The 12,103-nt window shown below is 44.3% G+C and carries 11 protein-coding genes and 1 pseudogene; all 12 read right to left on the reverse strand.

Going from position 1 to position 12,103, the window contains the following annotated elements; genetic code table 11:
• Positions 1-50: 50 nt before the first annotated feature.
• Positions 51-980, reverse strand: coding sequence for a dipeptidase (locus tag G4V62_RS03500; RefSeq protein ID WP_165199369.1), 930 nt, complete (start codon positions 978-980; stop codon positions 51-53).
• 223 nt (positions 981-1,203) lie between these two features.
• Positions 1,204-1,464 (reverse strand): stage V sporulation protein SpoVS, encoded by a 261-nt coding sequence (gene spoVS, locus G4V62_RS03505; protein WP_019242228.1) that lies wholly within the window; start codon positions 1,462-1,464, stop codon positions 1,204-1,206.
• A 107-nt stretch (positions 1,465-1,571) separates the two neighbouring features.
• Positions 1,572-2,369, reverse strand: a complete 798-nt coding sequence (locus G4V62_RS03510) for a TIGR00282 family metallophosphoesterase (RefSeq protein WP_165199370.1) — start codon at positions 2,367-2,369, stop codon at positions 1,572-1,574.
• A gap of 75 nt (positions 2,370-2,444) precedes the next feature.
• Positions 2,445-4,007 (reverse strand): ribonuclease Y, encoded by a 1,563-nt coding sequence (rny, locus tag G4V62_RS03515; protein ID WP_165199452.1) that lies wholly within the window; start codon positions 4,005-4,007, stop codon positions 2,445-2,447.
• A gap of 290 nt (positions 4,008-4,297) precedes the next feature.
• The gene (recA, locus tag G4V62_RS03520) at positions 4,298-5,344 is read right to left on the reverse strand and encodes a recombinase RecA (protein WP_165199371.1); all 1,047 of its coding nucleotides are present in this window, start codon (positions 5,342-5,344) and stop codon (positions 4,298-4,300) included.
• Positions 5,345-5,573: 229 nt separating this feature from the next.
• Complete coding sequence (locus tag G4V62_RS03525; protein ID WP_165199372.1) at positions 5,574-6,800, reverse strand: competence/damage-inducible protein A; 1,227 nt, start codon at positions 6,798-6,800, stop codon at positions 5,574-5,576.
• 15 nt (positions 6,801-6,815) lie between these two features.
• Positions 6,816-7,394, reverse strand: a complete 579-nt coding sequence (gene pgsA / locus G4V62_RS03530; RefSeq protein ID WP_165199373.1) for a CDP-diacylglycerol--glycerol-3-phosphate 3-phosphatidyltransferase — start codon at positions 7,392-7,394, stop codon at positions 6,816-6,818.
• Positions 7,395-7,518: 124 nt separating this feature from the next.
• Positions 7,519-8,439 (reverse strand): helix-turn-helix domain-containing protein, encoded by a 921-nt coding sequence (locus G4V62_RS03535; protein WP_165199374.1) that lies wholly within the window; start codon positions 8,437-8,439, stop codon positions 7,519-7,521.
• Positions 8,440-8,463: 24 nt separating this feature from the next.
• Positions 8,464-9,255 (reverse strand): YmfK family protein, encoded by a 792-nt coding sequence (locus G4V62_RS03540; RefSeq protein ID WP_165199375.1) that lies wholly within the window; start codon positions 9,253-9,255, stop codon positions 8,464-8,466.
• A gap of 475 nt (positions 9,256-9,730) precedes the next feature.
• Positions 9,731-9,994: a DUF3243 domain-containing protein gene (locus G4V62_RS03545; RefSeq protein ID WP_165199376.1), complete on the reverse strand. Its 264-nt coding sequence runs from the start codon at positions 9,992-9,994 to the stop codon at positions 9,731-9,733.
• A 67-nt stretch (positions 9,995-10,061) separates the two neighbouring features.
• The gene (gene ymfI / locus G4V62_RS03550; protein WP_165199377.1) at positions 10,062-10,811 is read right to left on the reverse strand and encodes an elongation factor P 5-aminopentanone reductase; all 750 of its coding nucleotides are present in this window, start codon (positions 10,809-10,811) and stop codon (positions 10,062-10,064) included.
• Positions 10,812-10,816: 5 nt separating this feature from the next.
• Positions 10,817-12,102 (reverse strand): annotated as a pseudogene (yfmH, locus tag G4V62_RS03555) (EF-P 5-aminopentanol modification-associated protein YfmH).
• Between the last annotated feature and the right edge of the window lies 1 nt (position 12,103).

Here is a 12,103-nt window from a genome sequence, read left to right on the forward strand (position 1 = left end):
GTATAACAAACCTTTGAATGGTTCAACAAGGTTCACCTTCACTGTCCGCTTTATGGAAGGTAGGTTTCCATAAATCTGTGAGCGTTTCTGTGCATGAGCTTCTCTACTAAATCTTTTCCCCAATGCTTTTGGAATTGATCTTTTAACGCCCGCATACCGTCATACGTCTCTAAACCAATCGTTTTCTCATCAATTCCGTCAAAATCAGATCCGATCATGACATGGTCTTCGCCGCCGAGGTTAAGCATATGATCGATATGCCTTAAGACATCATTGATTGTTGCACGCTGATCAGTCCGCAAGAAATCGGGTACAAAATTGACACCAATGACACCGTCTTTTTGAAACAGTGCCTTTATTTGTTCATCAGATAAATTGCGTGGATGATCAGCAAGCGCGCGGGCATTGCAATGAGATGCCCAAACGACGTCTCCACGCTCCATCACTTCCCAGAAACCTGGCTCCGCGAGATGGCTCACGTCAATCCAGCATTTTTCCTGATTCAAATGATGTACCACTTCGCGACCGAATAGGGTGAGGCCTGCAGCGCGAGGCTCACCTACACCATCGGCGACCGCATTTGCGAAATTCCACGTTAATCCAACCGAACGGACCCCTAATTGAATTAAGGTTTGGAGGCGGGTTAGGCTTTGGCCGATCGCATCACAGCCTTCTAGCGTGAGAAAAGCACCGATGTCTCCTGTTTGTAGTTGCGCTAGATCATTTTTCGAAACAATCGGCTTCATTTCGGGACAGGCTAGCACTTGACGTCTGTATTGCTCAATCATTTCGAGCACGACGTCAAATTGTTGCGGAGAAGGGACATCTTCCTCCACGACAAACAGAGCAAACGTTTGCAAACGCGCTTCTGAACGCTTTAAACGATTTAAATTAATATCCAATTCGTCACTGCTTTGATAAGAGAGTGACTTGTTCATCCAAAGCTTGTAAAGTACATCACAATGAAAGTCATACCACATGAGCTTGTCTCCTCTATCGGTTACTATCTATCTGGTCTTTTCTTTTATATTATACCGCGAATAAACCTGCCGTTTATTTTACCGGCAGGCTCAGCCTGTTGAAAATAACAGAGAGATTGCTAAGCGGACGCTAGAAAAGCGTAGAAGAAATCTAGAATAGACTTTGTCTTCAATTTTAACCTGCCGTTTATTTACCGGCAGGCTCTTACACGTTTGAATAAATTTAACGCGGTTCAACGATTAATTTAATGGCGGTTCGTTCTTCTCCATCGATCATTATGTCTGTGAAGGCTGGAATACAAATTAAATCAACACCACTAGGAGCAACAAATCCTCGGGCGATTGCGACCGCTTTCACTGCTTGGTTTAAGGCACCGGCACCGATGGCCTGAATCTCTGCCGCTCCTCTTTCTCGTAATACACCTGCAAGTGCGCCTGCAACGGAATTCGGGTTGGATTTTGCTGAAACTTTTAATATTTCCATTCTTCGTTTCCTCCTCGTCTCATTGGATCGATGCTTTATCAAATATATTCAAGACGACCGTTCTTATTCCTGTAGGTGACACTCCAAACAGATGCGTCTGGAAATACTTATCCTTCCATAAAGGGATGGTCGTCGTTAATCAGCACACGCTGAATCGATTGTGCTTTTCCCGTAACCTTATCCGCCTTAATAAAAACCGCACTTAACTGTTCCCTGCCTTCCGCGACTTCAAACCTCACAGGCAATGCTGTCTTAAATTTTTGGATCACCGCACTGCTTTCCATTCCGAGAATACCATCATATGGACCAGTCATGCCAACATCGGTGACGTAAGCAGTCCCTTTTGGTAAAATTCGTTCGTCAGCTGTCGGTACATGAGTGTGAGTACCTACAACGGCCGTCACCCGTCCATCTAAGTATTGCCCCATTGCAATTTTTTCAGAAGTGGCTTCGGCATGAAAATCGACAAAAATAATTGACGTTCTCTGACTCGCTTCTTGAACGAGCTCATCGGCTTTTTTAAATGGACAATCGAGGGGTGGCAGAAAAGCCCTCCCTTGCAGATTAATTACTGCCACTTCAGTGCCATTGATATTGACAAAAACAAGCCCTTGACCTGGTGTACCTTCAGGAAAGTTTGCCGGCCGAACGAGTTTATGCGCCTGATCAATAAAGTCAAAAATCTGTTTATTATCCCACGTATGGTTTCCCATCGTCACTACTTGGGCACCAGCGCTTAACAAGGAACGATATATTTGCTCAGTAATTCCCCGGCCATGGGCTGCATTTTCTCCATTGACAATTGTCACCGTTGGCTTATATGTATCTCTTAGCTTTGACAAATACGTCTCCACCATAGATCGTCCTGGTTTACCAACGATATCTCCAATAAACAATATATTCATCCAAAAACTCCTTTAGCTTTCAATGCGTTTAAACATAGTTGTAGATATGAAAAATAAAGCGGCAAAAAAGCCGCTTTATTTAGCATACTCGACGGAACGTGTTTCTCGAATGACCGTTATTTTAATGTGGCCTGGATAATCTAGCTCGGATTCCACTTGTTTGCGGATATTTCGCGCTAGCTTTGGTGCTTCCACATCATTGACTTCATCCGGACGGACCATAATACGAATTTCACGTCCCGCCTGAATGGCAAATGATTTTTCTACACCTTCAAATGACTCACAAATGTCTTCTAACTTCTCTAGTCTGCGAATGTAATTTTCTAATGTCTCGCTTCGGGCACCTGGTCTAGCTGCGGATAAAGCATCAGCAGCCGCAACAAGAACCGAAATGATTGACGTCGGTTCGGTATCTCCGTGGTGGGAAGCGACGCCATTAATCACGACAGGGTGCTCTTTATATTTCGTCGTGAGCTCGACACCGATTTCAACGTGGCTTCCCTCGACCTCATGATCAATGGCCTTACCGATATCATGCAGCAAGCCAGCGCGGCGAGCCAATGTCTCGTCCTCTCCAAGCTCTGCAGCCATCAATCCGGTCAAGTACGCGACTTCCATTGAATGCTTCAACACATTCTGACCATAGCTCGTTCGATATTTCAGACGTCCTAACGTTTTGATCAAGTCAGGGTGAAGACCGTGAACGCCTACTTCAAATGTCGTTTGCTCACCAACTTCACGAATATGCTCATCGACTTCACGACGTGACTTTTCGACGGTCTCTTCTATGCGTGCCGGATGGATTCGTCCGTCCTGCACGAGCTTCTCAAGAGCAATGCGAGCTGTTTCACGACGAATTGGATCAAACCCGGATAAGATAACTGCTTCAGGCGTATCATCAATGATGAGATCAATGCCTGTCAGTGTCTCTAATGTACGGATATTTCTTCCTTCCCTTCCGATGATACGCCCTTTCATTTCATCATTGGGAAGATTAACGACAGATACCGTCGTTTCTGCCACATGATCGGCTGCACATCGTTGTAAAGCTAGAGAAAGAATATTTTTTGCACGTTTATCCGCTTCTTCTTTTGCTCGGTTTTCATGCTCTTTAATGAGCATCGCCATTTCATGTGAAAGCTCTTTATCCGCTTCTTCCATAATAATCTGGCGTGCCTCGTCGCTTGATAAACCTGAAATGCGCTCTAATTCCTCGTGCTGCATTTGAATTAAATGATCAACTTTGTTTTTCATCTCTTCAATTTGTTGCTGCTTCGCCGTCAGAGAATCTTCTTTTTTCTCAAGTGAAAGTTCTCGCTTGTCTACATTTTCACTTTTTCTCTCTAGATTCTCTTCTTTTTGCAATAAGCGATTTTCTTGTTTTTGCAATTCATTTCTTCGTTCGCGTGCTTCTTCTTCAGTATTTGTTCGAAGTTTATGAATCTCATCCTTTGCTTCCAGAAGCGCCTCTTTTTTGGAGGCTTCAGCTTCTCTTTTTCCCTCGTCAACAATTTGCTGCGCTGCGTGCTCCGCACTGGAAATTTTCGCTTCTGCAATGGATTTGCGAACAAAATAACCGATGATTGCGCCGACGATTAAGACAACAACGGAGATGATGATCACCAAAGACCAATTCAGTGATGGCACATGAATTCACCTCCTTGCCTTGAACTTCTCTACTTTTTTTGTTCATGTCGGCTTGTATATTGCTACTCAGTGGAAGTCAACATACAGCACAATAACCCATATTCATGTCATGGTAATAAAAGAATTATACAAGGCAATTTTACGGCTGTGAAAAGAGAATGTCAAGCAAACGCCTTGTCTGCCTTTTCAAAGAACTTACACAAATGAAGCTGGATACACGCATTTCACAAAAAAACAGCACGGTCGTTGTTTCTCACCGTACTGTTTCGTTTATCGTTATGCTAAATCCAATTGTTCTTGATCGTGATCTTCATCGTCTGTCGGATCCGGCTCATCCTTGGCACATCGAGCGCATAATGCCCACGAATGGACGTGCGAATCGTTTCCATCACACCTTCATTCTCTTTCAAAAACTGTTTGGCGTTTTCACGGCCTTGACCGAGTCGTTCTTCATTAAATGAGTACCACGCGCCGCTTTTTTGCACAATGTCGAGGTCTGATCCGATATCCAGCACTTCGCCTTCCTTAGAAATGCCTTCTCCATACATAATATCGACTTCTGCTTGCCTAAAAGGAGGAGCGACCTTGTTTTTAACAACCTTAATACGCGTTTTGTTACCGACCATATCGTTGCCTTGCTTCAATGTTTCAGCGCGTCTGACCTCTAAGCGAACGGATGAATAAAACTTTAATGCCCGACCTCCAGGTGTCGTCTCAGGGTTTCCGAACATGACGCCTACTTTTTCACGAATTTGGTTAATAAAGATGGCGATCGTTTTAGATTTATTGATGGCACCCGATAGCTTTCTTAACGCCTGGGACATAAGGCGTGCCTGTAGTCCTACGTGGGAATCACCCATTTCGCCTTCGATCTCTGCTTTTGGTACAAGTGCTGCAACGGAGTCAATGACAACAATATCAACAGCTCCACTGCGAACGAGTGCTTCTGCGATTTCAAGCGCTTGTTCCCCTGTATCTGGCTGTGAAAGCAAGAGCTCGTCTATGTTAACTCCCAGCTTTTGCGCATACACGGGATCTAAAGCGTGCTCCGCATCGATAAAGGCCGCTGTGCCGCCGTTATACTGAACTTCGGCAATGGCATGTAGAGCAACAGTCGTCTTACCAGAGGATTCTGGTCCGTAAACCTCTACAATACGTCCTCGAGGATAACCGCCGACGCCAAGCGCCACATCCAACGCAAGAGATCCGCTGGAAATGGTTGAAATTTTCCGATCTGTCTGATCCCCAAGCTTCATAATCGAACCTTTGCCAAACTGCTTTTCTATCTGTCGAAGTGCCATATCTAAGGCAGCTTTACGATCACTCAAATGTAACTCCTCCTCATTTCAAATATCTGTTTCTATCATACCTTTTTTTATAGCGTTTGCCAACAAAAAAGCGAACATTTATTCGCAAAGATAAAAAAAGAACTAAAGGAGATTCATAGAATTGTAGCTTGATATGCTCTATTTGTATATATTTTTATCCTGCTAACTATGATATCGTCACTAAAAAATGTCATTTTGCATTGCGGCTATCTTTGTGCTCCAGCACAATTTACACTCGAAGCAACCAAGCAAGACCATGTCGAACAGCTCGCTGACGAATCGATGATCGGGAGCCAGCAAATTGCAGCTTTTCTACTTCTGTTCCTTCAGCGGTTGCCACAGCAATAAACACAGTACCAACAGGATGTCCCTCTAGAGTATCTGGACCAGACACACCAGTAAAGGCAATGCCAAAATCTGCTTCAGACATAGAGCGCGCGGCCTCTGCCATCGCCTTTGCACACTCATTGCTCACTGTACCGTAAGCAGTAATCAACGATTCGGGAATGCCTAGGAGCTTCATTTTTAATGAAGGGTGATAACAAACGACACTGCCAAGCACTGCTTTAGACGCTCCAGGCACACTAATTAAAGCATCTGTAAAACGCCCACCGGTTAAGCTTTCAGCGGCAGCCACTGTGCGTTCTCGCGAAAGCAGCTTATCCATCACTGCTTCTTCTAACGTCGTTTCGCCATACCCATATAAATATTCTCCAACCCGATCAGTAATGCTTTTCTCACAAGCATCTAGCATTTCGGCTGCTCGCTGCGGGTCTTTTTCCTTCACCGTCAAGCGTAACGTCACTTCTCCAGGCTTAGCCAAAGGGGCAATTGTCGGATTCGTCTGCTGTGTCAGCAGGTCATCTAATTCATGCTCCAATTGGGATTCTCCAATACCTGTGAAACGAAGCACACGAGACTCGATTCGTTCTACATCTAAATAGTGCGTCGTTAAATATGGAATCGCACTATGGATAACCATTGGCTTGAGTTCATTTGGTGGTCCAGGGAACATCATGTAGACGCGATTATTTTTTTGCAAAGCCATTCCTGGTGCCATGCCAGTCCGGTTTTCTAACACGGTAGCTCCTTCTAGCACGAGGGCCTGCTTCCGATTATTTGGGGTCATCTCGCGCCCAATGGACGTGAAATAGTTCTCAATATAGCGCAGCGCCTTTTCATCATGAACGAGTGGACAGCCTAAATGACGACCAATGACTTCTTTCGTCAGGTCGTCCTTTGTTGGTCCGAGGCCACCGGTAAACAAGATCAAGTCAGCTCGTTTTTCTGCTTCCATTAAAACCGCTCGCAGTCGGTCTGGGTTATCCCCAACAACTGTATGGTAATAGACGTTCACACCAATTTCGGCAAGCTCTTTAGAAAGAAACTGAGCGTTTGTATTTGTAATTTGCCCTAGTAAAAGTTCAGAACCAACGGCAATGATTTCTGCATTCATAGCAGCATTCCTTTCTTATTTTGAAGATAAAATAACCTGCTTGTTTTTCACAAAATAATCCCAACCTGAAAGCACTGTGAAGAAAACCGCAGCCCACAGCGCAATATCAGCGAATGGAAATGACCAAAGGGAAAACGGAAGGTTGTATAATAATAATGTAATAATCGCGAGCATCTGTGTCCACGTTTTTAGCTTTCCTAGCTGACTCGCAGCCAATACCGTACCATCCCCAGCAGCAATTAAGCGTAAGCCCGTTACGGCAAACTCACGACTGATAATGACAACCGCCATCCATGAAGGGACTGCTCCGAATTCAACGAGCACGAGTAGTGCAGCGGACACGAGTAGTTTATCTGCTAGTGGATCCAAGAATTTTCCGAAATTCGTCACCAACTGATACTTTCTTGCTAAATGCCCGTCAATCCAATCTGTAAGAGCGGCAATAATAAAAATAAAAGCACCGATCATATGACTCACCGGAAAAATCGTGCCACCGATATTGACTGCTCCAAACGAGAAGGGAACGAGCATAAAAATCAAAAATAAAGGGATGAGTAATACACGTGCCACTGTAATTCGGTTTGGTAAATTCATCGCATTCGTTCACTCCATATATCATCATTTCAAAATTAATCTCAGTCGTTCCAGATGTATTCAATGTCACAAGGGAAATAGCCTGACGAACGCTGTCAGGCTATACCTATAATCTTCGTTTTTTTTACGATTCACCTGCATCAGGCATAGATGTTTTCTTGATCAAAAGCGTCTGATCCTTTTGTTGATTAGCATCTACATCATAAGACAACGCAACGCCGTTCACGGTAATTTTTGTATCATACGCACGCGGGAGACGGAGGTTAATCGTTTCATAAGATGAGACATCAACCTCCCATGCCCCTTCCTCAGGCGCTAATGTCTTTTGTGCAATGATTTGGGAGCCTCCAGGTGCGCGAACGCCTATATAAGCGCGACCTGACACTTCAAAAGTTAACACAAATTGTTCAGCATTATCCTGCAGCGTATACACTGTATCGATGCCACCCTCTCCTGCCTCTGCTGTGAGGGTTGGTTCATTTGCTTGTTCCTCTTGATCTTCTGAAGGATCTGGAGATGCGTCTTCGGTTGAATCTGTACCATTTCCTTGTGTTACATCCTCTTCTGTCGCTTGATCCGGCTGTTCTTCCGGAGCCATGTTTTCCGTTTGTACTGATGGCGAAGCGTCATCTGAGCGTTCTCCATCATCTGAAGGGAGGAAACGGATCACAAGCATATAAAGCGCAATTAAGGCAGCTACAATAACGACAGCCGTCAGTACTTTCGGCAGAGCACGTGCCCAAGTCGACTTTTGTGTGGAGACGTGTTTAGAACGAGCCATCCGGCTCGGAATCTCGTCAGGCACTGTCGGCTGAGGAATCTCCTTTTCATAAGCCTGAAACACTTCTTCGGCTGATAAACCGAGTGCCTCTGCATACTGCCGCACAAATGCGCGCGCATAAAATTGACCAGGCAATGCGTCGTAATGCCCTTCTTCAATTGCTTCTAAATACCGTGCTTGGATTTTTGTTGTCCGTTGCAGCTCCTCTAACGAAATACCTTGTGCCTGCCGTTGTTCCCGCAAATATTGCCCTAATTCCGTCATTACAAAACACCTGCCACAAATATACTAAAAATCAAACTGATTCGGGCTTTCGAGGCCGGGAGAAGAGTGCCAGTCTACATGATCATATGTAATCTCCTCGGCAGGATCGGAGCGAAGTTCAATAATATAATCAAAGTCGTCCATATCATATTCGGTCGCTTGTACGAAAATATCAGGGTGTTCAACAACCTTAATAACCGGCATTCGCATAATCTCTCGAACGAGCTGCCAATGATTTTCAGAATGACGGCGTGCCGATACAATGCCGTCAACAATATAAATTTGATCATCGCCATATTCTCCATCGAGCAGTCGATCGCGAACCGTCTGTCTTAATAGCGTTGACGAGATAAATAGCCATTTTTTGTTTGCACATACGCTGGCCGCAACGACCGATTCTGTTTTTCCTACCCGAGGCATGCCTCGTACCCCGATAAGGCGCTTTCCCTCCTGCTTAAACAGTTCAGCCATAAAATCGACAAGCAGACCTAGTTCATCACGTTCAAAACGAAATGTTTTTTTATCGTCTGCATCACGCTGAATATAGCGACCATGTCTCACAGCGAGCCGATCCCTCAGCTTAGGGGTTCGGAGCTTTGTAATCGTAATATTCTCCATGTTGGACAGGATCGCTTCTAAGTCTTCAATTTTTTGGCTAGCATCACATTTCAAAAGCATGCCTCGTCGCAAATTATCTACGCCATTAATGGTAATAATGTTAATGGACAACATGCCTAAAAGGGATGAAACGTCTCCTAATAGTCCAGGTCGGTCTTGTTGAATTTCGTATTCAAGATACCATTCCTTCTCTTCCATGGTAGACTCTCCCCCCGCGTAAAACCGAAATCCTTTTTTTATTTTAACATAAAAGCTGTTAAACCGGTTATGAAATAGGTCAAAAGTTCGAAATGTATTGATCCGTCTGATGATAAACACAAGGGCTCAAAAACAAGAAAAATACAAATTGAGAACAAAGCTTTTTTACATTTTCTCTACATCTTTTTAGCATCTGCTTTAGCAACTCTGTCAATATTTTGCAACTTAGCTTAAAAACGCTTCTCATCCAGTGTGCACTAGGAAACGAAGACGCGAATAGAGTTTCAATTTATGAGAGGGCGAGCAGATGAATTCGTTACTTTTAGAGGGGGAAATTTTCACTCTTTACACTGATGTACATACGTTTTCTTACTGTTTCGTTGGTTGATCGAGACGCATGCCCTTACATTGAACATCCCAGCTGACTCGTTGAATTTCTGCTACATAGAAAAAAAGGGCCTTGCAATAGGCCCTTTTACTGGCGTTGCTGCCCGCTTTGCTGAACAAGTTTGATCATCATATTGGCAATGGCATGCTGCTCTTTCTCATCCGCAACCTTCCAAAGCTCGGCCAATACTTTCTCTTCATCATTTTTTGCATCGACTTCGTTCGCTAGATAGCCACCAATTTGGTAAGCCAGCTCTGAAATGGCTTTTTGATCGTACCCAGCATGTTCTGCATGCTGAAGACGGTCACCAAGAAAGCTTTTCCACTGCTCAAAGTTGTTTAACACTGACATGGTGTCATCCTCCTTTATTTACGTTCATGGTTTAGGATGCACACACATGCTTTATAATATGCACACTTTATGTATACCAAGCACCATTGATTGAAAGCACATGACCGTTAATGTAACTGGATGTCGGGTTGAGCAGAAAAAGAATCGCGCGCGCGACCTCTTCAGGCTTACCGAGCCGACCAGAAGGAATATCTTCGATAAGCGCAGCAGCATCTTCCGGTGAAAAATGCGAAGTCATCGGGGTCTCTATCGCTCCAGGTGCGACGGCGTTCACCGTTAAATAAGAACGTGCCGTTTCTTTAGCAAGGGCTTTGACAAAAGCAATCTGCGCCCCCTTAGCAGCTGAATATACACTTTCCATCGCGCCACCCGTCTCTCCCCAGATGGACGAAATAAAAAGTATACGGGCGTACGAGCATGCTCCTCCTGCCATATATCCAACAAAATGACGCGTCAGTGCTATCGGGGAAATGACATGAACTTGCATTAAAGTCGATATTTCACGTTCTTCAGTATCTTGCAGCAATGCTTCATAATTGTAGCCGGCACAGTGAACGATGACATCGAGACGATCTGGTAAGGCTTCAATGCATTGAGCAGGCCCATTGACGTCTGCCAAATTTGCCTGTATGGATTGAAAATAAACGCCTGTCTCTTTCGCACGCTGCTCAAGCTTTTTCATTTGCGCTTTGTTTTTGTAGTATTGGCCAAACAATTGAAAGGGCTTGTGAAAATACGGCGTCGTGAATAGTTGTTCACACAACGCCGCACCGATGGCCCCGCTCGCACCTGTGACGAGAATACGAACCGGCTCCATCTGATTTACTCCTTTGGTAGCACTTGACACACAGCCATTCCTTCCTTCGTAATCACTTTACGCATCGCTTCTTGAATATCAGAGACAGTGAGCTTTTCAAGAGCAGGAACAATATCAAACAAGTTCATCTTGTTAAACTGGTAGCGGGTAAATTGGTTGGCAATATATTCAGGAGAATTTAACGACCTTAAAAAGCTGCCAATTTTCTTCTTAATAATGAATGATACGCGCCCCTCATCCCATGCTTCTTGCTCAAATGAGATGAGCAGCGTTTCGAGTGCTTCGGCAAGACGATCGGGATGCTTCGTATCACCACCAGCAGAAAGAAAGCCGAAGCCGTCCTCTTGCGTGTAATCAAAGGAAAAGCTTTCATCAATGATTTCTTCCTCTAACATGCGCTCATAAGCTGAAGAGCTTTTGCCAAGCAAGTAATCAAGGCCGACATTGACAGCAATTTCATGCTTTAACATCTCTTCTCCTTGACGAGATGGAGCTGGGTCTTTAAAACCGACTAAGCATTTTGGCGTTTGTACAGCCATATGAATCACCTTGTTTTGCTCGGCGGCTGTCTGAGGCTCTTCCTCGAAGAAACGTTGAACCGGCGGCTGCTCGGTAAACGGCTTCTGCGCTTGATTTGTACGGACTTGGTTAAAAATATCTTCAGGTATGACATTTCCTGTCACGAATAGCACCATGTTGCTTGGGTGGTAAAACGTTTTATAGCACGTATAGAGCAAGTCAGCTGTAATCTTGTCAATCGAGGCAACAGTACCAGCGATATCGACTTGAACTGGATGATGATGATGTAATGCATCAATGAGGCCAAAAAAGAGACGCCAGTCTGCATTATCATTGTACATATTGATTTCTTGGCCGATAATCCCTTTTTCTTTTTCAACCGTTTCTTCCGTAAAGTAAGGGTCTTGCACGAAATCGATTAATGTCTCGAGATTTTCACTGACATTTGATGTCGTAGAAAACAAATACGCTGTTCGTGTAAAGGAAGTAAAAGCGTTCGCACTAGCCCCTTGTTTTGAGAACTGCTGAAAGACATCACCGTCTTCTTTTTCAAACAATTTATGCTCAAGAAAATGGGCAATGCCATCCGGTACGTGTAATGATTCCGTTTGACCGAGCGGAACAAATTTAGAATCAATTGAACCGTATTTAGTAGTAAATGTGGCAAAGGTTTTGTTGAATCCTTTTTAGGCAGGACATACACTTCCAGCCCATTGTCCATCGTCTCATAATAAAGGGTCTCGTCCAGCTGTTGAAAGGTTTTTTCTTGCATC

Source organism: Litoribacterium kuwaitense (assembly GCF_011058155.1).
In the GTDB taxonomy this organism is placed as follows: Bacteria; Bacillota; Bacilli; order Bacillales; family DSM-28697; genus Litoribacterium; species Litoribacterium kuwaitense.